A 25632-nucleotide genomic window follows, 5' to 3' on the forward strand; every position below is an offset into this window, starting at 1 on the left:
TCAGTCGCGTGAATCCGTTGTGCTCGTGTCTGTTTCTTCGGTGGTGTTCGATCCGGCGGGCACCGTGGCCGACGGTCCCGGTGCCGGTTCGTCCTTGGTTGCCTCGGCGCCCTCGGCCTTGTCGTCGTGGGGTTCCGGCATCGACGAAGGCGGATGGTCGTCCGGCGCCGGCGCCTCCATGTGCAGGTCGCGCGCGACGCGCAACCCCGCCAGGGTGGCCGTCGGCACCTGGCCGTCGGCGGTGACGGGGCGGTCGTCGGGCAGGCCGGCGAGAATCCGCGAGGTGTCGCGGAAGTTGCACAGCGGCGCGCCGCGGCTGGGCACGACCTGCTCGCCGGCGCGCAGCGAGTCGACCAGATCCTTTGCCGACGAAGGGGTTTGGTTGTCGAAGAACTCCCAGTTGACCATCACCACCGGTGCGTAGTCGCAGGCGGCGTTGCACTCGATGTGTTCGAGGGTGACGCTGGCCCTGTCACCCGTGGCGTCGGTGGTCTCGCCCGCGTGGATGCCGAGATGTTCCTGTAACGAGTCCAGAATCGCGTCGCCGCCCATGATCGCGCACAGCGTGTTGGTGCACACGCCGACGAGGTAATCACCGGTGGGAGTGCGCCGGTACATCGAATAGAAAGTGGCGACAGCGGTCACCTCGGCCTCGGTGAGGTCCAGTTGTGCTGCGCAGAAGGCGATTCCGGCCTTGGTGAGATAGCCGTCCTCGGACTGCACCAGGTGCAGCAGCGGCAGCAACGCCGACCTCGAACGTGGATACCGGGCGACGATGTCGGCCGCCGCCGCAGACAGCCGGGCCGTGACATCAGCCGGGTAAACCGATTCGCCTCCGATCGGCGGTCCGGCTTCATCCGGACGCTGCCCCAACTCGAGGAACACCGGAAACCCGTTGGTGCTCAAGGTCATCTGTACCCTCGTCTCTTCGCGCAAGCGCTCATCGGTCAACTCCCCCCATGACCGGGTCGATCGAGGCCACCGCGGAGATCGCGTCGGCGACCATGCCGCCCTCACACGTGGCGGCCACCGCCTGCAGGTTGGTGAACGAGGGGTCGCGGTAGTGCACTCGATACGGCCGCGTCCCGCCGTCTGAGACCATGTGGACTCCCAACTCACCCCGCGGTGACTCGACCGCCACGTACACCTGCCCCGGCGGCACCCGGATGCCCTCGGTGACCAGCTTGAAGTGGTGAATCAGGCCTTCCATCGAATGGCCCATGATCTTGGCGATGTGCTCAGGCGAGTTACCGAGCCCGTCGGGGCCCAGCTTCAGGTCGGCGGGCCAGGCCAGCTTCTTGTCGTCGAGCATCACCCGCCCGCCGGAAGGAAGCCGCCCTAGCCTTTCGACGCACTGCTCGATGATCTTCAGCGACTCGTGCAGCTCTTTGACCCGAATCAGGTAGCGGCCGTAGGCATCACAGCCGTCGTCGGTGATGACGTCGAAGTCATAGGTCTCGTAGCCGCAGTAGGGCTGGGCTCTGCGTAAGTCGTGGGGCAGCCCGGTGGACCGCAGCACGGGACCGGTGACGCCGAGCGCCATGCATCCCGTCAGGTCCAAATAGCCGATGCCCTGGGTGCGGGCCTTCCAGATGTAGTTCTCACTCAGCAGATCCTCAAGATCCTTGAGCCTCTTCGGCATCAGCTTCAGCATGTCGCGGATCTGCGGCAGCGCCTCGTCAGGAAGGTCGGCGGCCAGCCCCCCGGGCCGGATATAGGCGTTGTTCATCCGCAGCCCGGTGATGGTCTCGAAGATCGACAGGATCTGCTCGCGCTCCCGGAACCCGTAGAACATCGCGCCCATGGAGCCCAACTCCATCCCGCCGGTGGCCAACGCGACCAGATGGCTGGAGATGCGGTTGAGCTCCATCATCATCACGCGGATGATGTTGGCGCGTTCGGGGATGTCGTCGGTGACACCGAGCAGCTTCTCGACGCCGAGGCAGTACACGGTTTCGTTGAAAAGCGGTGAGAGGTAGTCCATTCGGGTGACGAAGGTGACGCCCTGCGTCCAGGTCCGGTATTCGAGATTCTTCTCGATGCCGGTGTGCAGGTAGCCGATTCCGCAGCGGGCCGAGACGATGGTCTCGCCTTCGATCTCCAGGATCAACCGCAGCACCCCATGCGTCGACGGATGCTGCGGGCCCATGTTGACCACAATCCGTTCGCCCGCTTGGGCTTCGGCGGCCGCGCTGACCACCTGATCCCAGTCCTCGCCGCCGACCATCACGACGGTATCCCCGCTCTCCGGCGGGGTGTTTTCATGACTCATCAGCTGTAGGCCCTCCGCTCGTCGGGCGGCGGTATCTCGGCGCCGTGGTATTCGACGGGTATGCCGCCCAACGGATAGTCCTTACGTTGCGGATGCCCGACCCAGTCGTCGGGCATCTCAATGCGGGTCAGCGCCGGGTGACCGTCGAAGATGATTCCGAAGAAGTCGTAGGTCTCCCGCTCGTGCCAGTCGGTCGTGGGGTAGACGGTGAACAACGACGGGATGTGTGGGTCGGCGTCTGGCGCGGCCACCTCCACCTGGATGCGGCGGTTGTGGGTGATCGACATCAGCGGGTACACGGCGTGCAACTCGCGACCGGTGTCGGCCGGATAGTGCACACCGCTGACCCCGAGCGACAGCTCGAACCGGAGGCCGGGGTCGTCCCGGAGCGCCTGCATGACCTCGCGCAGGTGTTCTCGGCGCACTTCGAGGGTGAGTTGGTCGCGATAGACGACGACCCGCTCGACGGCCGCCTCGAACGCATCGTCGCCGAGCACCTTGGCCAGCGTGTCGACGACCTCGTCGAAGTAGCCGCCGTAGGGCCGCGGTGAGCTGCCGGGTAGTGCGACCTCGCGGACCAGCCGTCCGTAACCCGAGGTGTCGCCGGTGCCCCTGGGGCCGAACATGCCGCGGCGGACGCCGACTATTTCTTTTTCGGCCTTATCGCCCTTGCCGTTCGGGAAGCTGCCGGGCGCGTCGGACGGTGTCGTCATCTCAGCAGCCCTCTGAGCTCGATGGTAGGCGGGATCGCCAGGGCGGCCTTCTCGGCTTCGCGGACCGCCTCCTCGCGGTTGACGCCCAGCGGCATCTCCTGGATCTTGTCGTGCAGTTTCAAGATCGCGTGCAGCAGCATTTCGGGGCGCGGCGGGCATCCGGGCAGGTAGATGTCGACCGGAACGACGTGGTCAACGCCCTGCACGATGGCGTAGTTGTTGAACATCCCGCCAGAGGACGCGCACACCCCCATGGACAGCACCCATTTGGGTTCGGCCATCTGGTCGTAGACCTGGCGCAGCACCGGCGCCATCTTCTGGCTGACCCGGCCGGCTACGATCATCAGGTCGGCCTGCCGCGGCGTCGCCGAGAACCGTTCCATGCCGAACCGCGAGATGTCGAAGCGCGGGCCCGCGGTCGCCATCATCTCGATGGCGCAGCACGCCAAGCCGAACGTCGCAGGCCACAGCGACCCCTTTCGGACGTAGCCCGCCAATTTCTCGACTGTCGAGAGCAGGATGCCGCTCGGCAGCTTCTCCTCTAGTCCCAATTCAAGCCTCCCCGACGCCACACGTAGGCGTACGCCACGAACACGGTGGCCATGAACAACAGCATCTCGACCAGCGCAAATACCCCCAGGCTGTCGAAGGCGACGGCCCAGGGGTAGAGGAACACGATCTCGATGTCGAAGACGATGAACAGCATGGCCGTCACGTAGTACTTCATCGGAAACCGCTGGCCGGTGGCCTGGGGGTTGGCGAGTTCGGGCATCGGCTCGATGCCGCACTCATAGGCCTCGAGCTTGGCCCGGTTGAAGCGACGGGGTCCGCCGAGCAACGCGGCAACGACCGAGAAGACGGCGAATCCGGCCGCGATCGCGCCGAGCACCAGGATGGGTAGATACAGGTTCATGCAGCTGTGACCGCTCCCTCAGTGGGCTTTCCGATGTGAGCTGACCCACAGCCTAGCGATGTTTCAAAACCGCGTCACAACAAGGGGCTAATATCGTTTTTGGTTGCCAGCCGTTGACTTTGTCATGCCGCGAAAACCCAACGGCAGTACGGGAATTAGCGAAATCTGCTACTGCACGGGGGCGCGCAGAAGCGACACCACGGCCTCACCCAGGCGGATGGGGTCGATGGGGTGCGGTACCGCGGCCTCGGCGCGCGACCAATTTGCCAGCCAGGCGTCGTCCCGGCGTCCGGTCAGCACGAGGATCGGTGGACAATCGTCGAGCTCGTCCTTGAGCTGCTTGGCTATTCCCATCCCGCCAACCGGCGTGGCCTCGCCGTCGAGGATGGCCAGATCGAAACCGCCCTTGTCCATCTGTGCGATCACCATGGGGCCGGTGGCCACCTCGAGGTAGGTCAGCTCGGGGAGATCGGGGTGCACCCGCTTGCCCAACGCGAGCTGGACTTGTTCGCGCGTCCTCGGATTGTCGCTGTAGACCAGTATTCGCAGCGGCCGAGATGATTCGGGCATGCGCAGATGCTAAACCAACCGCCTACGTGCCGGTGCGGCGGAACACGACGTCGCCCTTGATCGTCGCATTATCGGGGATCATCCCGATCATGTTGCCGTCGACGCCGAAGTCCTTTCGGTTGACGGTGGCCTCGGTGTGTAACCGCATTCCGCCGTCGCCGACCGGCGTCACCTTGGTGGTCAACGAAACCGGCTTCGTCGTGCCCTTGACGGTCAGTTCCGCACGCAGATCGACCGTGTCGCCGTTGACGTTGTCAGCTCCTGTCACCACCACGTTGATGTCCGGGAACCGCTCCGTGTCAAAGAAATCTGCGGCGTACAAGTCCTTGTCGCGCTTACCAATTCCGGTGCGCAGCGATGCGGCCTTGATGTCGACGTGTCCGGACACCGTTTGAGGAGCGGTGACTTGGCCTTCGCCGCTGAACTCGGTGAAGCGGCCCTTGACGGGCATTACACCCCACAACGACTTGGCCGTCACCGTGATGGTGGATTGATCGGGCACGACGGTCCAGGATCCGGCCGATGAGGGATCGCTGAAAAACTCGCTGAGGCTTGGCATGTCATCCTCCGGTGTTGAGCAGTGGTGTCAATTCCGCGGGGTTGAAGTACTCGTCGATTTTGTGGATCAGGCCGTCGGTGCCCACCTTGATCACAAGACAGACCCGCATCGAGATCGATCCGCCACTGCGGGCGGTGGCGTGCAGGATGTGCTGCTGGACGAATCCGCCGTCGAAGTACTGGCGGTCGAGGATCTCGTAGCGGCGTGCGGTCGTGGTGTCGATGAACCAGGTGATGACGCGCAATGCGCGTTTCTTGACCTGGTCTTCGGGTTCCGCGGACTTCCACACCAGCACATCGTCTGCCCAGAGTGATTCGACGGTTACGGCGTCGCCGTTCTCGATTGCGGCGAAGAGCCGATCGGCGACGTCGGCGGTGACTGTGGGCATGGGTGGGCCTCCTCGTAATCAGTTGACCTCAACTTCGGTTCAGGTACAACACTGGATTTCATGGACACGACACCTGCGATCGACCGCTTTGAGGAGTTCTACCGGACCACCACCCCGCCGTGGGTGATCGGCGAACCGCAGCCCGCGATCGTCGAGTTGGAACGGACCGGGCTGATCCGCGGCACGGTGCTCGACGCCGGCTGCGGAACGGGGGAGCACACGATTTTGCTGACCAGCCTCGGCTATGACGTGCTGGGCATCGACTTTGCCGCGGAGGCGGTGGAGCAGGCCCGCCGCAACGCGACCGCCAGGGGTATCGACGCGCGGTTCGAGGTCGCCGACGCGATGAACCTGCCACCGGAGCCGCGCTATGACACGATCGTCGACAGCGCGCTGTTCCACATCTTCGACGACAGCGATCGGCCGAAATACGTGGCGAGCCTGCGCAATGCGACACACCCCGGCAGCGTCGTGCACGTCCTCGCGCTGTCCGACGCCGGACGCGGCTTCGGGCCGCAGGTCAGCGGCGAGACCATCCGTGATGCGTTCGTCGAAGGATGGGAGCTCGAGGACTTGCAGCCGACGACCTATCGCGGTGTCGTCACCGAGGTGCACGCCGACGCGTTGGGGCTGCCGATCGGTGCCCGGGTCGACGAGCCCGCGTGGCTGGCCCGCGTCCGGCGGGTCTGACTGTGACCGCACCCCACACGCGGCGAGTGCTGCGCCAGGGCTGTTCGCGAGCTGAAACAACGACCCTGCTGCAGATCTCGGCGTGACGATCACGTCGACCCGTCGTATCCCGGGTGGTTGACGGCCAGCCGATGCCGCACCAACGTCCGAAGACAGGGCAACACCTCTCCCGCTCTGCCGTCGAGCTCGCCGGCGCGGATCGCGGCGGCCAACTGGATCTCGTCGGAGAAACCCAGCTCACCGAGCGCGGCGGTGACATCGCCTGCCGACTCGGTGCGCAGCTCGCGCTCGACGGTCCGCAGCACATTGACCGCGACTCGGGTGTGGAAGGCGAGCTGGCCGTCAAGCGACTGCCGCACGTCGGTGTCCAGGAAGTCCGCGACGGCCGCGACCAGCTCGGCGGCCGTCGGCCTGCCGTACATCGACGTCATCGTGGACCACTCCTCCTTGTGCTCCTCGCGTCCGAGCTCCCGGTGAGCAGATCCAGCACATCCCATTCCGTTTCGCTGACGCGTCGACCGATCGCGGCCAGTTCGACCGACGGGGTCTGCCCGGACAGGTGCCGCTCGGCCTGAAACCGGCAGATGACGCCCCACCGCAGCGTGGCCACGGTCAGATGCCAGCGAAACGCGTCGCGGTCGAGATCGACGCCGGCGGCGTCCTCGTAGGCGGACAGAAAAGTGTCGACGCTGCCGAGGCCGCCGGCGCCGAGCTCCTCCGGCGCGCCGAACCGCCAGGCGCGGATGCAGAACCAGGCCAGGTCTTCGTAGACCTCGCCGATATGCACCAGCTCCCAGTCCAGCACCGCGGCCAGACCGGACTCGTCGACGATCAAGTTGCCCATCCGGAAATCGCCGTGCACGAGCCGCGGCGGCGTGGCCGGTGGCCGGTTGGCGGCCAGCCAGCGGAACGCCCACTCGAATGTCGCTGTGGTATCGGCCATTTCGTCAAGCCGATGGCGCCACTCGGACAGCTGCTCGGCCCGCTGCAGCCCGATGCCATCTGGATCGGCGCGATGGATGGCGGCCAGCGCCTGCGCGCACTGGCGCAGCAGCCGGTCGCGCCTGGCGTCGTCGAGCGCGCGGTGGATGCGCCTGACGATCGTCTCGCCCGCGATCGCGTTGCAGATCAGATACGGGTTACCCAGTGCCGCAGCCGAATTTTCGGCGGCGAGGATATGGGGCACCGGTGCCCCTGCGGCCGCCGCCCGCTGCTGCACGCGCGCTTCCAGCTCCATCCCTGCATGAACCTCGTCGGGGGGGCCGGTGCGCAGGATCAGCGCCTGGCGGCCGCCGTTTGAGCCGATGGCGTCGAACGCCCATGTGGTGCGGCTCGCACCCCCGGTCAACGTGGTGAGGTTCTCGATGCTCACCTCGCCGAGGACGGGCCGAAGGACTTCGGCCAGTTGCTGCTTCACTTGCGGCCGAAACCGAAGAGCCGCTGGGCCACCCGCCGGATCTGGATCTCTTCGGCACCCTCGGTGATCCGATAGCGGCGGTGATGACGGTAGATGTGCTCGAAAGGCTCGTGTCTGCTGTAGCCGACACCGCCGAACACCTGCATCGCCCGGTCGGCGGCCTCACACACCAGGCGGTTGGCCCGGTAGTTGGCCATCGACACCTTGTCCGACACCTCCATGTGGTGGTTGCGGTCCAGCTCCGAGGCGGCATACCGCACGAGCAGGCGGACCATCTGCGCCTCGGTCTGCAGCTCCACCAGCGGCCACTGCACCGCCTGGTTCACCGCGAGCGGCTTGCCGAACACCTTGCGGTCGTTGGCGTAACCGACGGCACGGTCGATGCAGTACTGGGCGGCGCCGAGGCTGCTCGCCGCCTGGCGAATCCGGTTCTCGTGCAGGAACGTCTGGCCCACCTCCAGCCCGCGATCCACCTCACCGAGCACCGCGTCAGCCGGCACCCGCACGTCCTTGAGTTCGACCTCGCCGTGATCGGTCGGCATATTGAACGTCCACCAGTAGTACGGCACGGTGAAGCCCGGCGCGTCGGTCGGCACGAGGAACGCGGTGATACCGCGGGCCTGGCCGGGGTCGCCGGACGTGCGCGCGAAGACCAGATCGTGGGTGGCGCGGTGCACCCCCGTGTTGAACCGCTTGGCGCCGTTGATGACCCACTCGCCGCCGTCAGCCACCGCCGTCGTCTCCAGCCAGGTGGCGTCCGAGCCGTGGTTCGGCTCGGTCAACCCGAACGCCATCGACCGCTCACCGGTGATCAGCGCCTCGGTCCACTCCTGCTTCTGGGCGTCGGTGCCGAACCTGTCCATCATGATGACCTGAGGGAAGTTTCCGACGATCGAGGACTCGTCCTGCAGATCGTTGTGCAGGCCGAGACCCTTGTGCGCCAGATGTTCCCGGATCACCGCCATGTCGATATTGGTGCCGCCTCGGCCACCGAATTGAGATGGCAGCCCGTACCGCAGCCAGCCGGCCGCATCGGCGCGCCTACGCATCTCGCCGAGCAGATCCTCCCATTCACGGCGCGGGATGCCGCCGTTGTCCCAGTCGGTGCGGGCATGCTCCCGACGCTGGTCGAAGTACTGGATGTTCTCCCGCTCCAGCGGCTTGATCTCCGTCTCGATGAACTCGTCCATCTCGGCCAGCAGGCCCGGAAGATGTTCGGGGAGAGCGAAATCCACGGTGATTCCCTTTCTCTGCGCAGTCTAGTCAGTACCCGTACAGCGTTTTCTTCCATATCGTCGACAGGGTCGCGATGGCGTCCTGGTCGCCGATCTCCAGCCCCAGACCCGAGCGGCCGACGAACACGGTCGTGAAGTTCTCGAACAGCAACGCGATCGCGGCGGCGGTGTGTTCGGGATCGAGTTCGGTGCCGTGGCCCTGCTCCTGGGCGCGGCGCACCGATGCGGCGACGATGTCCATCCCGAAGCGCCGGAACTCGTTCTGCACATCGGCGAATCGCCGCTGGGTCGCCGCCAGCTGCGCGACCGCGATCATGATCCCGATGTTCTGCTTGAACATGTTCCAGTAGCCGGTGACCACCGTGGTGAAGAACTCGCTGTCATCGGGAGAATCGGGCAGTCGCAGGCTCAGCCCCGACGGGGTCACGATGTCGCGCAGGAAGGATTCGGCCAGCGCGGCCAACAGGTCTTCCTTGTCGGTGTAGTAGCGGTAGAACACCGCGGGCGACTTTCCCGCCGCCGAGGTGATGTCGGCCAGCGTCGTACCGTGAAAGCCCCGCTCGGCGAACAGTTTCCTGGCCGCCTCTTCGATGGCGTGCCGGGTCTGGCGGCCCTTGGGCGTCAGCGTCTGGGCTGGCACGCGCTACTCGCCGAGCAGCCGGTCACCGGCCCGCAGCAGCGCGCCGGGCAGCTCGTGGCCGACGGCGGTCTGCGCAATCTCGGCCGCCGCTATCGCGGCCTGCAGGTCGACATCGACGTGAATGCCGCTGTCGCGCAACAGATAGACGAGGTCTTCGGTGGCGATGTTGCCGCTGGCGCCCGGCGCGAACGGACAGCCGCCCAGCCCGCCGACGGACGCGTCGAGCCGCGTGATGCCCGAGCACACCGCGGCCCAGGCGCTGGCCAGCCCAGCGCCGCGGGTGTTGTGGAAGTGCGCACCGAGCGGAATGTCACCGATCAGTGGTCGCACCTGGTCGACGAGATCGCTGACGCGCCGCGGCGTGGTGGTGCCGATAGTGTCGGCGATCGCCAGTCGATCAACACCGTTGTCGCAGGCGACCGTCACGATGTCGAGCACTCGCTGCGGCGGCGTCGGCCCGTCGAACGGGCAGTCCCACGCGGTCGCGACGATGACCTCAACGGATGTGCCGCTGTCGTGGGCGATCGAAATGATGTCGGGGATCTGTGCGACGGCATCGGCGGTGGGCCTGCCGACGTTCGCGCGGCTGTGACCGTCGGCGGCCGACACCACGTACTCGATCGAGTGCAGGCCCGCCGCGATTGCGCGCTTGGCGCCGTTCGGGCTGGCGACCAGCGCGGAGAACTCGACACCGGCAGCATCCCGGAACTGCGCGAGTTCGGCCGCCAGCTCCGCGGCGTCGGCAAGCGCGGGCACCTTGGAGGGGGAGACGAACGCGGTGGCCTCGACCTCCTTGACGCCGGTGGCCACGATGGCCTCCAGCATTTTCATCTTGTCCGACAATGGGATCGGCGCCTCGATCTGCAGGCCGTCGCGCATCGCGACCTCGCGGATGTCGACATGGCTAGGCAGGAACTCTTCTGCTCCTCGCGTGCGAAATTCGGTCATATGACTCCCTGACCCTTCAACGCATTCAGCTCGGCTTCGGTCTTGCCGAGCAGACCGCGGTATACCTCGTCGTTGTGCTGACCGGGACGGGCCGGCCCCGCGGTCCTGATCGTTCCGGGGCTCTCCGATAGCGCCGGAACCACGCCGGGCCCCTTGATGTTCCGCTCGACTCGTTCGTCCCAGTGGTCGGCGATCATGCCGCGGGCCCGCAGTTGCGGGTCCTGCACCACCTCGGCGACGGTGTTGATCGGCCCGCTGATCACCCCGGCCTCCGACAGCGTGGACACGATCTCGTCGGGTGAGCGCTCGGCTGCCCAGTCGCCGATGATCTTGTCCAGCTCGTCCTGATTGCGTCCGCGCGCAACGTGATTGGAAAACCGGTCATCGGTGGCGAGCTCGGACTGGCCCATCGCCGCGCACAGCCGCCGGAAGACAGTGTCCTGGTTGGCGGCGATCACCACCCAGCTGCCGTCGGCGCTGCGATAGATGTTCGAGGGAGCAATTCCTTCCAGCCGCGTGCCCGACGGGCCACGCACCACGCCGCCGACGTCGTAGTCGGGAATCGTCGATTCCTGCACGGCCAGGCAGGATTCAGTCAGCGCGGTGTCGACGACCTGGCCTCTGCCGGTGACCGTGCGCCGGTACAGCGCGGCCATGGCACCCTGCGCAGCGAACATGCCCGCGAGGCTGTCGCCGAGTGACAGCGCCAGCCGCGGCGGGGGTCCGCCCGGGAAACCGTTCATATGCCGAAGCCCGCTGGCGGCCTCGGCGACGGAGGCGTAGCCGGCCTTGTGGGCTTCGGGCCCGGTCTGTCCGTAGCCGGAGACCCGGACCAGGATGATGCCTTCGTTGCGGGCTGCCAGTGCGTCATATCCCAGGCCCCACTTTTCGAACGTGCCCGGCCGGAAGTTCTCGACGATGATGTCGGAGCGTCGGACGAGATCGAGGAACAGGTCGCGGCCCGCGGGTTCGCGCAGGTTGAGGGTGACGGCCTTCTTGTTGCGGGCGTGCACGGTCCAGAAGAAGTGGTGCCCGTCGAGTTCGGCCTGGCCCCAGGTACGCAGCGGGTCCGGCGTGCCGGGCGGTTCGATCTTGATGACTTCGGCGCCCATGTCGCCGAGCAGCCGCCCCGCGAACGGACCGGAGATCAGCGTGCCGACTTCGATGACGCGGATACCGTCCAGCGGGCCAGCGGTCATAGCGAAAACCCGTGGCGGTGCAGCCAGTCGGTGCAGATGCCGACCGCCTTGGCCCGCGTCTCGCGCTGATCGGGACCGGAGTAGTAGTGGTTCGCGCCCGGAATTTCGTACATCTCCTTGTCAGCATGCCCGATCGCCTCGAACAGGCGGCGGGTGTGGCTCGGCGTGCAGGCATCGTCTGCCGAGTTGCCGATCACCAGGGTGGGCACGGCGATGTCGGGGCCGCACTTGACCGCGTCGCCGTTGGCGTCGTCATAGCTCCACTGGGACAGCCAGCTGCGCAGGGTGCAGAACCGGGCCAGCCCGACCGGGCTGTTGTTCACCACCTGAGGATCACCCAGATAAGTCGTCCGGGGTGCGCGTTCGTTGGGATCGACCGTCGGATCCAGCCAGCGCGGGTCGGCCATGGTGCCGTGTACGACGAAGCCGAACTCGTCCTCGGGCCGGCCGTCAGCGACGAGTTTCGCTAGCTTTTCTTTGACCCACTTCGTGATTCGCCGGTTCCGGGCGATCTGCGCGGCGCGGTAGCGCTCGAGGAACTCCGGCGTGTACGGGGGCTGGTTCGGATTGTCGGGGTTGTAGAGGTCCAGCTCCGGGTCGCGCTTGGACGGGTCGGACTCGTCGAGGATCGACGCGTCCAGCCACTCGGTCAGCGTTCCGTGGCGGCTGACGTGGGCGGCCAGCAGCATGATGCCGTCGGCCGGGATCAGGCCCAGTTTGGTCAGGTCGGGGCCGTCACCCGACGGGCTCGCGGTGATCGTCGGGTTCTGCGCCTGCTGCTGGTAGAACACCGACAGCGAGCCGCCGCCGCTCCAGCCGGCCAGCACTACCTTGTCGTAGCCCAACCGGTTCTTGGCGTCCTTGATGGCCTCGCCGAGATCCTCGACGACCTTTTCCATCAACAGCGCGGAGTCGGTGCCGCGGAATCGGCTGTTGCAGTAGATGACGTGATGGCCCGCCCGCGCCAGCGCGGTGATCATCGGCAGGTAGGCCCCGCCGCCGATCGGGTGCATGAACACCAGCACGGTATCTTTGGTCGCCACCGAGGTGGCTCCGGCGGCGGCCGGCTCTGGGTCCTTCGGCTTGAGCAGATAGCTCTCCATCACCACCAACTCGGCGACGCCGCCGTAGGTGTCGCGTGTCGTCGAATTGTTCTGGTAGGCAACCAGATACGGAATGCGATCGTAGTCGTACTTGACCGGCGCCTCTGCGATTGTCATCAGTGCTGCCCCAAATCGTTGGCGAGAACCTCGTCGGACGGAACGAGCCGACGCCGGGTGTCGATGGCGATCACCGACCAGTCCACCCGGTCGTACTCGTCGAACTTGCGGCGCGCCCGTTCGCGGGCTTTCTCCGGAGCGCCGTGGTGAACCCCTTGCGGCGCATGCGAAATCAGGCCCGGCGGCATCGGAATCCCATACAGCGTCCCGCCGTGGAAGAACGCGATCTCGTCGTAGTCGACATTGCGGTGATACCAGGGCGTGCGCTCGGTGCCTGGCACGCCCTCGGCGGGCTTGGGCAGGAAGTTCATCACGTACACGCCGGTCGCCTGCATGAACAGGTGCACGGTCGGCGGCAGGTGCACGCTGTCGGAGGTGACGACGTTGTAGTCGGCGATGTTGAATGTGAACGCGAAATTGTCGCCGCGCCAACCCTCAACGTCGAGCGGATGGTGTTCGTAGCGAAGCGTTGTGGGACCGCCGTCGTGGATCAGCCGCACCTCGTAGGAGTCACCTGACGGGGGAGGCGCATCCAGCGGCGCGGGATCGGGGATGACGACCTGCGACGGGTCGAACGGGAAGTGCCGCCCGAGCGTGCCCGGTGGCGGCACGCGCAGTTCGTCGGTGGTCTGGATCATGAGCAGGGTCGACTCGCTGTCGGGCACCTGACGGAACGTGCATGCCTTCGGGATGTAGACCCAGTCGCCCTCGCGGTAGGGCAACGGGCCGAATTCCGTTTCCAGCAGGCCGGATCCCTTGTGCACGAAGGACAGCACGTCTCCGTCGACGTAGCGCGCGAAGAACGGCATCGGTTCGGTGCGGCGCGACAGCAGCACCTGGCAGTCCGGGTTGGAGAACAACAGCATGGGTCCACCCGCGGCGTCGGTGGCATCGCTGGGCTTGAGTTCGCTCGCCAGCACGTCGACGGGCCGCAGCGGGCCCGAGCTGCGGTACGCGGTCGGATCGTTGCGGCGGTACATGTTCGCCGTGCGTCCGGTGAACCCGCCGCGCCCCAGCTCGTCGTCTTTTAGGCCGTCCAGATCTGCGTGCAGTCGCCGCGGCGTGGTGCCTTTTCGCAGGTGGATGAACGATTCCATGGTTGGCTCCAGGGTGCGTAGACATCAGGACGCAGTAGAAAAGTAAATCTAACTTTACTTTTTCCACGGCTGCCGCGTCAACGGGCTAATCAGTCAGGTCCACCCGGATCGTCAACAAATTCGTGCCGAACGTACGCACGCCGAAGCTGTTGAACTGCGGCAGCGAGCGCAGCCTTTCGCGCGGATCGTCGTCGGGCACCAAATGCGCGACGCCGGTGTGCCAGCGACCGCGCAGTCGCACCCGCACGTTGGGATTGGCCTTGATGTTCTTGACGTACTGCGACTTCTCGCCGAACTCGGACACGAACCAGAACTGGTTGCCGACCTTGCTGCCGTCGAGCGGCGTGTGCCGCGGCTCGCCCGACTTGCGGCCTGTCGTCTCCAGCAACGTCTGGGTCGGCAGCCGGCGCATCAGTGGGTTGGCGATGTTCTTCTGAAAGAACGTCGTCAGTCGGTCACGGAGGTCGCTCACAGGTACTCCTCACACCATCGCGGTTCGCGGGACATCCATTCCCAGTATCAACGCACCTGCCAACTCGCGGCTGGTGTCGTAGTCGAACACCACATGTCCGGACAGCACGTCGACGTCGCGTTTGATCCGCTGCAGCGGATGGTTCAGGAAATGCGTGCTGGCGCCCGACGCCGCGAGCAGTCGCGCGATCACCTGTCGTGACTCGGCGACGATGTGGGCAGCGGACAAGCGTGCTTCAGCACGCACCGGCCGTGGCACGGGATCGCCTGCAGCGACGAGGTTTTCGAGCTGTCCGACGGTATCGGCGAGCAGGGCCCGCAACGCCCGCAGTCGCACCCGTGCCTCGCTGAGGTGCGCCTGCGCGATCGGCTTGTCCTTTTGTGTCACGCCCTCGTAGGCGAGCACACGTTGAGACAACCGCTCGGCGTAGATGTCGGCGGCGCGTTCGGCGCTGCCGAGCGCAGGCATGGCGGCCAGCAGTGCCAACGCAGGCACCATCGGCCAGCGGTACGTGTCGGCGTCGTGGAGCGCGGCACCAGGTGCGGTGCCCTTATAGATGTCAGCCACGCGCACCAGTCGGTGCGCCGGCACGAAGGCGTCGGTGATGACGACGTCGTTCGAGCCGGTGGCGCACATGCCGTCGGTGTGCCACACGTCGTCGATGGTCACGTCGCCGATCGGCAGCAGCGCCAGCGCGGGATAAATGCCGCTTCCCTCACCGCACAGCGCACCGACGATGATCCAGTTGCCGTGCATGACGCCGGTGGCCCACGACCACCGCCCGGAGAGCCGAATGCCACCCTCGGCGGGCGCGCCATGACCCGTCGGCGCCAGGGGAGCGGGCGCCAGAAACGGCCGCGTCGCGAACGCCTCCTCCTGCGCCTCCTCTCCGAACAGCGCCATCATCCAGTTGTGCAGGATCAAAAACCCCAGTGTCCAGGCGCTCGACGCGCATCCGTGGGCCATGCGGCGGACCGGGTCCAGGATGGTAGGCCAGTTGGCCTGCACGCCGCCGTAGCGGGCCGGAACCAGCAGGTCGGCCATGCCGGAGGCGGCGAACTCTTCGACGGTGGCGCCGGGCAGCCGACGCAGTTGCTCGGCCTGCTGTGCGCGCTCGGCAAGGGCGGCGACGAACTCGGGGCTGATCTCAGGCGCCGTGGGGGCCGTCATGGCCGCGAACGTACCATACTTTTAGGTATGGAAAAACCGGTCAGTGGGTCAGCATCAGGTCGAGAAAGCGCTCCCGCCGGTCGGCTGCGGCGGCGTTCGGCGTTTGTCCGGACAGGTGCAGGAAACCGATGCCCGCGGCGAAGGTGGCGTTGGCGCGCAGGTCGGCCTCCTCCTCATCGAAGCCGTCGTCGAGGAAGGCGCGCCGAACGGCGTCGACAACCCGTTGGTCGGCGACACGCACGCTCGCGGCGACGGCGGGGTCGGTCCTGGCCCACTCGCGCATGGCCCGCTCCAGCGTCCACTGCCGGGCGTTCAACAGCGACGACATCATGTGCGAGAGGCGTTGCCGGGGCGGAATTGACGACATGTCGGCGAAATGGCGCCGGTCGTCGTCACGCAAATCAGCCCAGGCCTCGATAAGCGCAGCGCGATAGCCGGCAATATCGGTGAAATGCCAGTAAAAGCTGCCTTTGGTGACACCAAGACGACTACACAAACGGTCGACTTTCAGCGCCGTAATGCCCTCTTCGGCCAGGATCGCAAAACCTGCCTGCAGCCAGTCGTCAACAGTTAACCGGCTGGTGGTGGCACCCGCCCGATTCTTGGCCATCAGCGCTCACGATACGGTGGAAATTGTACGGCCGACCCGGACGTCGGGCCCTTGCTAATTGTCTCCGGCGTAACGCCCCAATTCGCTTACGAAAGGGCCACAGGGTACCGGCCGGGGTTTCGACTGCCCTGGTCGCATGTTTTACTCAACATCGCACAACTGAAGATCACTCGGTCTGCTCTGACAGTCCCCCGGGCTGCTGGAGCGGGCGTGGCAAGCAGTAAAGACCGTGCTGCGATGCCGGAGCGAAGTTCGCTCGCGGGGTGTAGGCGTAACGCGACAACCGAAAGATGGATGGACTGCAGTTATGACGATCGTTGACAAAATCCGAGGCCGCTGGGCGCGCAGGCTCACAGTCGCCGCATTGGCGGCGGTGTTGCTGCCCGGGATTATCGGCTTCGCGGGAGGATCGGCGACCGCGGGCGCATTCTCACGTCCTGGGCTGCCCGTTGAATACCTTCAGGTCCCGTCCCCGTCGATGGGCCGCGACATCAAGGTCCAGTTCCAGAAGGGCAATGGCTCGCACGCGGTGTACCTGCTCGACGGTCTTCGCGCGCGCGACGACTACAACGGCTGGGATCTGGAGACCCAGGCGTTTGAGTGGTTCTACGACACCCCGTTGTCGATCGTGATGCCGGTCGGCGGCCAGTCGAGCTTCTACACCGACTGGTATCAGCCCGCCTGCGGCAAGGCCGGCTGCCAGACCTACAAGTGGGAGACGTTCCTCACCAGCGAGCTGCCGCAGTGGCTGGCGAATAACAAGGGCGTCTCGCAGAACGGCAACGCCGCGGTCGGCCTGTCGATGTCTGGCAACTCGGCGATGATCCTGGCCGTGTATCACCCGCAGGAGTACATCTACGCCGGATCGCTATCGGCCTTCCTGAACCCGTCCGAGGGACAGTGGCCGTTCCTGATCAACATGGCGATGGGAGACGCCGGCGGCTATTCGACCGGCCCGATGTGGGGCCCGGCCGAGACCGACCCGGCCTGGAAGCGCAACGACCCGATGGTCCAGATTCCAGCCCTGGTCGCCAACAACACGCGCCTGTGGGTGTACTGCGGCAATGGCACGCCGAACGAGCTCGGTGGCGCGAACCTGCCGGCCACGTTCCTCGAGGGTCTGACGATCCGGACCAACGAGACGTTCCGCGACAACTACATCGCCGCGGGCGGCAATAACGCCGTGTTCAACTTTCCGCCGTACGGCACGCACAGCTGGGAGTACTGGGGTCAACAGCTGCAGCAGATGAAGCCCGACCTCATCGAGCACCTTGGGTAACCAGGCTGGATGATCAACGCCTGATCGTTGGGCTGTGACCAACCCCCGTCGAGGGTTTCCTCGGCGGGGGTTGGTTTTGTCCGAGCGACATACACGTCCCGAGATGACCGCCGAAGCAGGGCACCCCGTTCATCGACGGCATCGGGCCACCGGACACGATCGTCGGCACGCCGGGCCCGTACGGCTCGAAGCCCCCGTCGGAAGGGTCGGCTGCCGCCGCGGGTGCGGTGGCGATGGCTGTAGCGCAGATGCCCGCGACGACGACGCGGCGCATCAAAACCCTCCGGCCACCCTGACCACCGCCCGGCCCGAATAGCGGCCCTCGCGGATCTCGTCGAGAACGCCGACGACATCGGCGATGTCGACTTCGTTGGTGATGTCGGAAAGGTGTTGCGGCCGTAGCGAAGTGCCGAGTTTGTCCCACAGCTCGCGGCGCCGCCCGATCGGCATCTGCACCGAGTCCATGCCGAGCAATGAGACACCGCGAAGGATGAACGGCATCACGGTGGTGTTGAGGCCGGGCCCGCCGGTCAGACCGCTGGCCGCCACGGCACTTCCGTAGCGCAGCGTGCTGAGGACATCGGCCAGTGTCTTGCCGCCGACACAGTCCACCGCGCCGGCCCAGCGCGTCTTGCCCAGCGGGCGGGGCTTCGCGTCGGGGTCCTCGGGGAGCCGACCGATGACCTCGGCCGCCCCCAGCGCCTTCAGCCGGTCGGCAGCCTCCGGCTTGCCCGTCGACGCCACGACTTCGTAGCCAGCGGTGGCCAGCAGGTCGACGCTGACGGAGCCGACACCGCCGGTGGCTCCCGTCACGACGATCGGTCCGTGGTCTGGCTTTATGCCCCAGTCGATCAGCGCCTGCACGCTCATGGCTGCGGTGAATCCTGCAGTGCCGATGGCGGCGCCGTCGCGCGGCGTCAGCGGGCCCAGCGCGACGACCCAGTCGGCGGGCACTCGGGCGTACTCAGCGTAGCCGCCGTGGCGCCCGGTGCCGATCTCGTAGCCGTGCGCCAGCACCGCGTCACCGACGGCGAAGTCGGGGGACGACGACTCGACCACCTCGCCGGTCAGGTCGATGCCGGGCACCACCGGATAGTCGCGCACCACACCGCCGTTGGGCGTCACTGCCAGCGCGTCTTTGTAGTTGACGCTGGAATAAGCCACCCGAATGGTGACCTCGCCGGGCGGCAGGTCGGACTCCGCCAGGGTCTCGACCGCGCAGTCGATGCGATCGTCGTTCTTGCGGGCGACCAGGGCGGAGAAATTGTCCATGCCCCGACATTACGTCGCGGCGTAAGTGCGCTACTTCAATTCGGCCGACGACAAGCCGAGCAGCCTGCGCGCCACCACCAGCTGCTGAATCTGCTGGGTGCCCTCGAAGATGTCGAGGATCTTGCTGTCACGCGCCCACTTCTCCAGCAGCGTCTCCTCGGAATAGCCTGTGGTGCCGCTCATTTCGACGGCCTTCAGCGTGACGTCGGTGGCCACGCGGGCCGCCTTGGCCTTGCCCATCGACGCTTCCTTGGAGTTCGGAATGTCGTTGTCGGCCTGCCACGCCGACCGGACCATCAGCAGATAGCCCGCTTCCCAGTCGGCCTCCATGCGCAGGAACTCGGCGGCGGCCGCACTCTGGGCATGCGCCGGCTTGTCGTAGGAGATGTCGACGCCCGCGTCTTCGAGGATCTTGCGCAGTTCCTCCAGCGCGGCTCGCGCGATACCGACGGCCATCGCGGCGACGACTGGGCGGGTGTTGTCGAAAGTCTCCATGACGCCCGCAAAGCCCTTTTCGACCTGGATCTCGGGGCTGCCGAGCAGGTTGTCCTTGGGGATCCGGACGTTGTCGAAACGGATGACGGCGGTGTCGGAGGCCTTGATGCCAAGCTTGTCCTCGAGCCGCTCGACCGTCACTCCGGGGTGTTCACGCGGCACGATGAACGACTTGATGGCCGCGCGGCCCAGCGACTTGTCCAGCGTCGCCCAGACCACGATGTGGGTGGCGCGCGATCCCGCGGTGACGAAGATCTTCTCGCCGTTGATCACATACTCGTCGCCGTCGAGCTTGGCCGTCGTCGACACCGCCGCCGAGTCGGAGCCGAAGCCCGGCTCGGTGATGGCCATGGCCGCCCACACGTCTTTGCCGAGCCGTTCGAGCTGCTCCTTGGTGGCAACGCTGGAGATGGCGGCGTTGCCCAGCCCCTGGCGCGGCACTGAAAGCATCAATGCCACGTCGCCCCAACTGATTTCCATCACGTTGAGCACGGCGGACATGTTGCCGCCGTTGTGGTTGGCCTCCTTGGGCTCGTCACCACCGGCGAACGCCTCGGCGCCTGCGAACGCGAAAGCCTTTGCATCCGAGATGCCTTCGAAGAGGGTGGCCAGGGTTTCGAGCTCGACCGGGTACTCATGCTCGCGAAGGTCCCACTTGCGTGAGATCGGGCGCAACATCTCGGCGGCACCTTGGTGCGCCTTGTCGATCACCGCGTTGAGCTTGCGGGGGAGTTCCAGATTGATTGCCATGACAGGTTTTTCCGATCCCTAGATAACGACGATGCCCTCGGCGACACCGATCGCGCGCAAGTCGCGGTACCAGCGTTCGACGGGATGTTCCTTGGTGTAGCCGTGACCGCCGAGCAGCTGCACGCCGTCAAGGCCGATCTGCATGCCCTTGTCGGTCCCGAGCTTCTTGGCCAGCGCCGCCTCGCGCGCGAACGACAGGCCCTGGTCGGCGCGCGAGGCGCCACGCCAGGTGATCAAGCGCAGGCCGTCGAGTTCGATCGCGATGTTGGCGCACATGAACGCCACAGACTGGCGGTGGGCGATCGGCTCGCCGAACGCCTGCCGTTCCTTGACGTAGGGCACCACGTGGTCGAGAACCGCGTGGGCGGTGCCGACGGCGAGTGACGCCCAGCCGAGCCGCGAGAGCGCCACGGCCTCCGAGTAATCCCGGTCAGTGGCGGCGTCCTCGCCGAGACGTGCCGACAAGGGCACAGTGACGTTGTCGAGCTCGACCTTGCCGAGCGCCGCGGCCCGGATACCCATGCTGGGATCGGGGGTGACGGTGAGGCCCTTGGTCGACGACTCGATGATGAACAGTGCGGGCTTACCGTTCAATTGCGCTGCCACGATGAGCAATTCGGCATCGGCGGCGGCGACAACCAGCGACTTCACGCCGTCGAGGCGGTATCCGCTGGGGGTGCGGACGGCGGTGGTCTTCAGCGTGGTCGGGTCGAACAGCGGGTGCGGCTCGGCGATCGCCAGGCAGGCTTGCGGCACGTTCTCGCCCGCGAACTCCTTGAGATAGGTGGCCTGCTGGTCGGCGCTGCCCCAATGGGTCAGCGCTGATGCGACGCCCGCCGGAGCGAGGATCGGCAGAGCCAAGCCCATGTCGCCGTAGGCCAGTGCCTCGGCCACCAACGAGTTCGTCACCGCGGCGCGGTGTTCGGCGATGCCGTCGAAGTTCTCGGGAATGTTGATCGCCGTGATGCCCAGCTCATTGGCCTTGGCTACCAGATCGGCTGGGTAGCTTGCGCTTTCGTCGGCTTCGCGGGCGGCGGGGCGCAGCACCTCTTCGGCGAACTCGCTGACTGTCTCGACGATCATCTTCTGGTCGTCGTCGGGTGTGAGGTCGAAATAGTCGGTCCTGCTGGCCTTCAGCCGCGTGGGGCCGCCCTTGTCGCCGGAGATCTTCTTGAACTGGCGGTTAGCGGCTCCGGCGACGGAGAACACTTGCTTGACGCCATACTTCAGGCCGCGATTGAGCGGATCCCGCAGGTTGTGGCGATCCAGGAATTCCTGACCGACGATCGGCGTGATCAATGCCAGGCCGATGTCGGTCGGTGTGCGCTTGTGCTTGTGCGCTCCGATGGCGCTTTCGCGTCCGTTGCGCTTGGGTGCGCGATCGGACTTGCGGTCGATTGTGTTGGTCATTTGTGTACAGCCTCGGTGTCAGGGGCAGGTGCCGATGACGCTATCTTACTCCGGAGTAAGATAGCGAGCACCTGTTAGGCGTCTCACATCTCTAGGAGGCGTTGAGCACGCGCAACGCCGCGTCGTGAAGCAGGCCGTTGGTCGCCAGCGCGCTTCCGCCGTGTGGCCCGGATTGCCCGCTGAAATTCGTGAAGGACCCGCCCGCTTCCCGCACCAGGATGTCGAGGGGAGCGAGGTCCCACGGATTGGCCTCGGGTTCGGTGGCGATGTCGACGGCGCCCTCGGCGACCAGGCAGTACGACCAGAAGTCTCCGTACGCCCGCACCCGCCAGACGGAATCGGTGAGGTCGATGAAGCGCTGACGCCGTTCACCCCAGCCGGTGGTGAGATCAGAAAACGACAGGCTCGCCGAGGCGAGGTCGTCGACACCGGAAACCGAGATCCGCCTCGTCTCACCACCGAACGACGTGAATGCGCCCTCGCCCGCGCCCGCCCACCACCGGCGCCCCAAAGCCGGAGCGCTCACGACGCCGACGATGGGGGAACCGTCGACCAACAACGCGATCAGCGTGGACCACACCGGCACCTTCCGGACGAAGTTCTTCGTGCCGTCGATCGGGTCGATCACCCATTGCCGCCCGGTGAAAGCCGGTGTGCCGCCGAGCTCTTCGCCGAAGATCGAATCGTCAGGGCGGTGCTGCGCCAGCGACGAGCGCAGAAGTTCTTCGGTTGATCGGTCGGCGTCGGTGACCGGTGTCAGATCAGGCTTGGTGTCGATGCGCAGATCGAGTGCGCCATAGCGGTCCAGCGTCAGCACGTCGGCGGCGGCCGCCAGTTCCAGGGCGAGTGCGAGATCATTCGCGACCGTGGTCATGGCAGCAGTCCTACCATGGCCGGGTGTGGGAATTCGGCATGCTGCTACTGCTCGCAGGTGTGGTCGTGCTGGTCGCCGCACCCTGGATAATGCGCCGTCGCGGCATCCGCGGTGAATTGGCGCAGGGCACGTTGGTGGTGACTGGTGTGAGCCCGCGGCCCAACGAGACCGGCCGGCAGTTCGTGACGATCACCGGTGTCATCAACGGGCCGACCGTCAACGAGCACGTCGTTTACCAACGCCTTGAAGTGGACGTCGACGAATGGCCGACCATGGGCCAGCTGTTCCCGGTGGTGTACGCGCCGCAGAACCCCGACAAGTGGGCGTTTGCGCCGGCTGGTCCGCCGCCAGGCGCCGAGGCGGCGCCCAACTATCCGTCTAACTAGGAGTCGTCGTCACGTCCGTGGTGTTCGTCGGGCGTTAGGTACTTCTGAGGATGATGGAAGTTGTTGACCCGGGCTTGGCCGGTGTCGAGGTTAGGCGGCGGGATCCATTCGATGCGGCCGTCGGGGCGCGTGCGGGTGGCCCAGCCGGTGTTTTCGATAAGTCTGTTGTCGTTCGGGCAGGCCAGGGTGATGGCCGTGATGTTGGTGGGGGCGCCGTTGGCCCAGCCGTTGGTGTGGTGGGCTTCGCAGTGGTAGGCCGGGGCAGTGCAGCCGGGCCGGGTGCAGCCGCGGTCGCGGGCGTAGAGCACCAGGCGTTGGGCCTTGGTGGCCAGGCGTTTGGCGCGACCCAGATAGAGCGGTTCCTCGGTGTGGTTGTCGAACACTGCGAGGTAGCGATGTGCCGCCGACGCTTGCCGAATCACGTCCCGCATCGGTAGGAGGGAGCCACCGCCAGTCACTGCGTGCCCGCTGCCGGACTCCAGTTCCGCCAGCGTGGTGGAAATGACCATGGTGACTGGCAGACCTTTGTGGCTGGCCAGTTGTCCGGACGCGAGCATTGCGCGCAGCACGGCTTTGAGGGCGTCATGGTTACGTTGCCCGGTGGAGCGCAGATCCGCAGTCTGATGTTCACCGGACGCTTCCCCGTCGACGGGGGACGTCGGGTCGTCGGGGTTGCACATGCCGGGTGCGGCCCACGCCGCGGCCACCGCATCCCACAACGCGCGGGTTTCGGGGTCGAGGCGGCCGCGAACCTCGGTCATTCCGTCGGATTGCTGTCTGCCCACGATCAGGTAGCGCCGCCGCCCACGGTCTTCGTCGCTGAGTTCGCCGTCTTGATCGAGCAACACAGCCAGCCGGTCGGCCGCCGCACGCAATTCCCCGGGCTTGAGCCCTACTGCCAGTTGGGCGAGATGCGCCTCGGCAGCTTCACGTGTGTTGTGGTCGACGAATCCGGGAAGCTGATCGAAAAACCGGCGGATGATCCGTACATGCTCACCGCCGATCAGTCCACGGCGCTGCGCCTCGGCGGTATTCGTCAGAACCGGTTCAAGCGGCTGGCCGGTGATCGTGGCCCGTGGCCCAAGTTCCTCGGCTTCGTGGACGCGGCGATTGGCTTCTGGTTTGGAGATCCGCAGCGAGGTCGCCAACGCGCGCGCCAGCGACGTCTCGCCCAGCTCTTCAGTCGGCACCTGTGCCAGCGCGGCGACCAGCCGGTTGCGGACCGCATCCATCCGTCGCGCCAACGTCTCCCATTGATAGGTAACCGCTGTCCGTTCGGCGGTCGACAACCCGTCCAAAGGCTCGTCCAGCAGCGCATCGACCTCGGCGTCCATTGCCGCAATCCGCTTCTCCACGACCACCGAACTCATACTTCGAACGCTAGTTCGAGGCACCGACAAGATGCGCCGGCCGCCGGTTTCGTCGTCAGCCGTGCTGTTTGGGCTGACTCCTCACCGGCTCGTTCCTCGCCGGTTCGTCGTCAGCCGTGCGCGTTTGGGCTGACTCCTCACCGGCTCGTGCCTCGCCGGTTTCGTCGTCAGCCGTGCGCGATGCGCAACAGTTCGGCGACGCTGGTCAGCTTTACCCGCGGCCTGCCCCCGGTACCGCCTGCCGAGCGCTCGTGTTCGTCGATGAGCTTCCAGTGGTCGTCGGTGACGACCTTGGGCTGCCGCTCGACCAGCCATTCGGCGAGCTTCTCTGCGTGGTCCTCATCGAAGTCAGCCAGCTGCGCACCGTCGAGGTCGCCGATGAGCGTGTCGACCGTTTCCTGAGAGTCGCTCTTGTTGCTGCCGATCACGCCCGTCGGTCCGCGCTTGATCCAGCCCACCACGTATTCGTTGCGGCTGCCTTCGATGCGGCCGGCGCTGTGGGGGATGGTGCCGCTCTTCTCATCGAAGGGCAACCCCGGCGTCGGCACCCCGCGGTAGCCGACGGCGCGGACAACGAGCTGCGCCGGGATCTCCTCGCGTTCGCCGGTGTCCTTGGCCGAGACGCGACCGGAGTCTTCGACGACGAGTTCGTTGCGGCCCAGCACAATCGACTCCACGCGGCCGTCGCCCTTGATCTCGATCGGAGACGTGCGGAACCGGAACACGATGCGCCGCTTGGCGCCCTTGGGTGTCGTCTCGGCGTACCCGCGCAACACCTTCATGTTGTTGCGGACGGTCTTGCTCGCCGCCTCCAAATCTTCATCGGTGATGTCGGCGAAGTCGGCCGGATCGACCACCACGTCCACATCGCCGAGGCCCTCGAGGTGCCCGAGCTCGCGAAGCTCCAGCGTGGTGAATGGGGCCTGCAGCGGACCACGCCTGCCGATGATGAGCACCTCTTCGACGCCGCGGTCATGCAGCACTTTCAGCGCGTGGTCCGCGATGTCGGTGGTGGCGAGCACGTCGGGATCGGTGACCAGGATGCGGGCCACGTCCAGCGCGACGTTGCCGTTGCCGACGACGACGGCGCGGCCGGTGGACAGGTCGGGCGCCATTTCTTCGAAGTGCGGGTGGGCGTTGTACCAGCCGACGAAGTCGACGGCGGCGACGCTGCCAGGCAGATCCTCGCCGGGAATGCCCAGCGACCTGTCGGACTGCGCGCCTACGGCGTAGATCACTGCGTCGTAGCGCTCGGCCAGCTCGGCGGCCTGCACGTGGTCGCCGACGACGATGTTGCCGAAGAACCGGAATCGGGGATCCAGCGCGGTTTTCTCGAACTGAGCGCTGATCGACTTGATCTTCGGATGGTCGGGCGCCACGCCGGAGCGCACCAGGCCCCACGGGGTCGGCAGCATCTCGAGCATGTCGACTCGGACGTCGGCGTCCTCGGCATTGTCCGCGAACTTCAGTAACGATGCGGCGGCGAAGTATCCCGACGGGCCTGAGCCGACGATTGCCACGTGGTACGGACGCCTTTGAGGCATATGTGCGCCTTACTGTCGCTGCCCGGCGATGCAAGGGGCTGTCGCGTGTATCGCCGAGCGTGTTCCCCCATGTGACTCTAGAACGCGCTCCTGGCGTCCTGCCGCTGGTCAGCGGAAACTGCGGTGTCGGTAACCTGAT

28 protein-coding genes are annotated in these 25632 nt (G+C 66.1%); 3 read left to right on the top strand and 25 right to left on the bottom strand.

The features are described from left to right. From nuoE to A5651_RS11985, 8 genes are all read right to left on the bottom strand, one after another. A complete protein-coding gene (nuoE, locus tag A5651_RS11950; RefSeq protein WP_066980175.1) occupies positions 1–912 on the bottom strand; it encodes an NADH-quinone oxidoreductase subunit NuoE in 912 nt (303 codons plus the stop codon). A 28-nt stretch (positions 913–940) separates the two neighbouring features. After that, positions 941–2272 carry an NADH dehydrogenase (quinone) subunit D gene (gene nuoD / locus A5651_RS11955; RefSeq protein ID WP_066980178.1) on the bottom strand — a complete coding sequence of 444 codons (1332 nt, stop codon included), beginning with the start codon at positions 2270–2272 and terminating at the stop codon, positions 941–943. Continuing rightward, positions 2272–2985 (bottom strand): NADH-quinone oxidoreductase subunit C, encoded by a 714-nt coding sequence (locus A5651_RS11960; protein ID WP_066980181.1) that lies wholly within the window; start codon positions 2983–2985, stop codon positions 2272–2274. The genes nuoD and A5651_RS11960 overlap by 1 nt, the downstream gene beginning before the upstream one ends. Beyond that, on the bottom strand, positions 2982–3536 hold the full coding sequence (locus A5651_RS11965; RefSeq protein ID WP_066980184.1) for an NADH-quinone oxidoreductase subunit B family protein: 555 nt from the start codon (positions 3534–3536) through the stop codon (positions 2982–2984). Before A5651_RS11965 ends, A5651_RS11960 begins: the two co-directional genes overlap by 4 nt. Next, positions 3527–3898 carry an NADH-quinone oxidoreductase subunit A gene (locus A5651_RS11970; RefSeq protein WP_066980186.1) on the bottom strand — a complete coding sequence of 124 codons (372 nt, stop codon included), beginning with the start codon at positions 3896–3898 and terminating at the stop codon, positions 3527–3529. Before A5651_RS11970 ends, A5651_RS11965 begins: the two co-directional genes overlap by 10 nt. A gap of 168 nt (positions 3899–4066) precedes the next feature. Then, complete coding sequence (locus A5651_RS11975) at positions 4067–4468, bottom strand: response regulator transcription factor (protein WP_066980190.1); 402 nt, start codon at positions 4466–4468, stop codon at positions 4067–4069. Positions 4469–4490: 22 nt separating this feature from the next. Continuing rightward, positions 4491–5027 (bottom strand): YceI family protein, encoded by a 537-nt coding sequence (locus A5651_RS11980; RefSeq protein WP_066980193.1) that lies wholly within the window; start codon positions 5025–5027, stop codon positions 4491–4493. Between the two features lies 1 nt (position 5028). Continuing rightward, positions 5029–5415 carry a nuclear transport factor 2 family protein gene (locus tag A5651_RS11985; RefSeq protein ID WP_066980197.1) on the bottom strand — a complete coding sequence of 129 codons (387 nt, stop codon included), beginning with the start codon at positions 5413–5415 and terminating at the stop codon, positions 5029–5031. 60 nt (positions 5416–5475) lie between these two features. On the opposite strand from A5651_RS11985, the gene A5651_RS11990 reads away from it, so the two are divergent. Further along, the gene (locus A5651_RS11990) at positions 5476–6105 is read left to right on the top strand and encodes a class I SAM-dependent methyltransferase (RefSeq protein ID WP_066980200.1); all 630 of its coding nucleotides are present in this window, start codon (positions 5476–5478) and stop codon (positions 6103–6105) included. 89 nt (positions 6106–6194) lie between these two features. Here the strand turns inward: A5651_RS11990 and A5651_RS11995 are convergent, their stop codons facing one another. The 11 genes from A5651_RS11995 to A5651_RS12045 form a co-directional block, all read right to left on the bottom strand. Continuing rightward, positions 6195–6536 (bottom strand): DUF6285 domain-containing protein, encoded by a 342-nt coding sequence (locus tag A5651_RS11995; RefSeq protein WP_066980203.1) that lies wholly within the window; start codon positions 6534–6536, stop codon positions 6195–6197. Then, positions 6533–7522 (bottom strand): phosphotransferase family protein, encoded by a 990-nt coding sequence (locus A5651_RS12000; RefSeq protein ID WP_066980206.1) that lies wholly within the window; start codon positions 7520–7522, stop codon positions 6533–6535. The genes A5651_RS11995 and A5651_RS12000 overlap by 4 nt, the downstream gene beginning before the upstream one ends. After that, entirely contained in the window at positions 7519–8757 is a 1239-nt protein-coding gene (locus A5651_RS12005) for an acyl-CoA dehydrogenase family protein (protein WP_066980210.1), read from the bottom strand. Before A5651_RS12005 ends, A5651_RS12000 begins: the two co-directional genes overlap by 4 nt. Before the next feature lie 28 nt (positions 8758–8785). Beyond that, on the bottom strand, positions 8786–9397 hold the full coding sequence (locus tag A5651_RS12010; protein ID WP_066980211.1) for a TetR/AcrR family transcriptional regulator: 612 nt from the start codon (positions 9395–9397) through the stop codon (positions 8786–8788). Between the two features lie 3 nt (positions 9398–9400). After that, complete coding sequence (locus A5651_RS12015; RefSeq protein WP_066980213.1) at positions 9401–10345, bottom strand: hydroxymethylglutaryl-CoA lyase; 945 nt, start codon at positions 10343–10345, stop codon at positions 9401–9403. Beyond that, complete coding sequence (locus tag A5651_RS12020) at positions 10342–11544, bottom strand: CaiB/BaiF CoA-transferase family protein (RefSeq protein WP_066980216.1); 1203 nt, start codon at positions 11542–11544, stop codon at positions 10342–10344. Before A5651_RS12020 ends, A5651_RS12015 begins: the two co-directional genes overlap by 4 nt. Then, the gene (locus A5651_RS12025) at positions 11541–12764 is read right to left on the bottom strand and encodes a S9 family peptidase (protein ID WP_066980219.1); all 1224 of its coding nucleotides are present in this window, start codon (positions 12762–12764) and stop codon (positions 11541–11543) included. The genes A5651_RS12020 and A5651_RS12025 overlap by 4 nt, the downstream gene beginning before the upstream one ends. Further along, the gene (locus A5651_RS12030) at positions 12764–13861 is read right to left on the bottom strand and encodes a homogentisate 1,2-dioxygenase (protein WP_066980222.1); all 1098 of its coding nucleotides are present in this window, start codon (positions 13859–13861) and stop codon (positions 12764–12766) included. The genes A5651_RS12025 and A5651_RS12030 overlap by 1 nt, the downstream gene beginning before the upstream one ends. An 85-nt stretch (positions 13862–13946) precedes the next feature. After that, positions 13947–14333 carry a nitroreductase/quinone reductase family protein gene (locus A5651_RS12035; protein ID WP_066980225.1) on the bottom strand — a complete coding sequence of 129 codons (387 nt, stop codon included), beginning with the start codon at positions 14331–14333 and terminating at the stop codon, positions 13947–13949. A 9-nt stretch (positions 14334–14342) separates the two neighbouring features. Continuing rightward, positions 14343–15503, bottom strand: coding sequence for an acyl-CoA dehydrogenase family protein (locus A5651_RS12040; protein ID WP_066980228.1), 1161 nt, complete (start codon positions 15501–15503; stop codon positions 14343–14345). Positions 15504–15543: 40 nt separating this feature from the next. Further along, entirely contained in the window at positions 15544–16113 is a 570-nt protein-coding gene (locus tag A5651_RS12045) for a TetR/AcrR family transcriptional regulator (protein WP_066980231.1), read from the bottom strand. Positions 16114–16420: 307 nt separating this feature from the next. On the opposite strand from A5651_RS12045, the gene A5651_RS12050 reads away from it, so the two are divergent. After that, complete coding sequence (locus tag A5651_RS12050; protein ID WP_066980234.1) at positions 16421–17392, top strand: esterase family protein; 972 nt, start codon at positions 16421–16423, stop codon at positions 17390–17392. Between the two features lie 273 nt (positions 17393–17665). On the opposite strand, the gene A5651_RS12055 is transcribed toward A5651_RS12050, so the two are convergent. From A5651_RS12055 to hisN, 4 genes are all read right to left on the bottom strand, one after another. Beyond that, positions 17666–18664 (bottom strand): oxidoreductase, encoded by a 999-nt coding sequence (locus tag A5651_RS12055; RefSeq protein WP_066980237.1) that lies wholly within the window; start codon positions 18662–18664, stop codon positions 17666–17668. Positions 18665–18694: 30 nt separating this feature from the next. Continuing rightward, positions 18695–19909 carry an acyl-CoA dehydrogenase family protein gene (locus A5651_RS12060; protein WP_066980240.1) on the bottom strand — a complete coding sequence of 405 codons (1215 nt, stop codon included), beginning with the start codon at positions 19907–19909 and terminating at the stop codon, positions 18695–18697. Positions 19910–19927: 18 nt separating this feature from the next. Next, on the bottom strand, positions 19928–21319 hold the full coding sequence (locus tag A5651_RS12065) for an acyl-CoA dehydrogenase family protein (RefSeq protein ID WP_066980243.1): 1392 nt from the start codon (positions 21317–21319) through the stop codon (positions 19928–19930). 91 nt (positions 21320–21410) lie between these two features. Beyond that, positions 21411–22193 carry a histidinol-phosphatase gene (hisN, locus tag A5651_RS12070; RefSeq protein ID WP_066980246.1) on the bottom strand — a complete coding sequence of 261 codons (783 nt, stop codon included), beginning with the start codon at positions 22191–22193 and terminating at the stop codon, positions 21411–21413. 23 nt (positions 22194–22216) lie between these two features. Here hisN and A5651_RS12075 point away from each other — a divergent pair, with 23 nt between their 5' ends. Beyond that, a complete protein-coding gene (locus A5651_RS12075) occupies positions 22217–22579 on the top strand; it encodes a hypothetical protein (RefSeq protein WP_066980250.1) in 363 nt (120 codons plus the stop codon). On the opposite strand, the gene A5651_RS12080 is transcribed toward A5651_RS12075, so the two are convergent. Together A5651_RS12080 and A5651_RS12085 are read right to left on the bottom strand one after the other, a co-directional pair. Further along, positions 22576–23949 carry an HNH endonuclease signature motif containing protein gene (locus tag A5651_RS12080; RefSeq protein WP_066980254.1) on the bottom strand — a complete coding sequence of 458 codons (1374 nt, stop codon included), beginning with the start codon at positions 23947–23949 and terminating at the stop codon, positions 22576–22578. The genes A5651_RS12075 and A5651_RS12080 overlap by 4 nt on opposite strands. Positions 23950–24116: 167 nt before the next feature. Continuing rightward, positions 24117–25493: an FAD-dependent oxidoreductase gene (locus A5651_RS12085; RefSeq protein ID WP_066980257.1), complete on the bottom strand. Its 1377-nt coding sequence runs from the start codon at positions 25491–25493 to the stop codon at positions 24117–24119. Positions 25494–25632 lie beyond the last annotated feature (139 nt).

It is taken from the genome of Mycobacterium sp. 1274761.0 (genome assembly GCF_001668615.1).
Lineage (GTDB): Bacteria > Actinomycetota > Actinomycetes > Mycobacteriales > Mycobacteriaceae > Mycobacterium.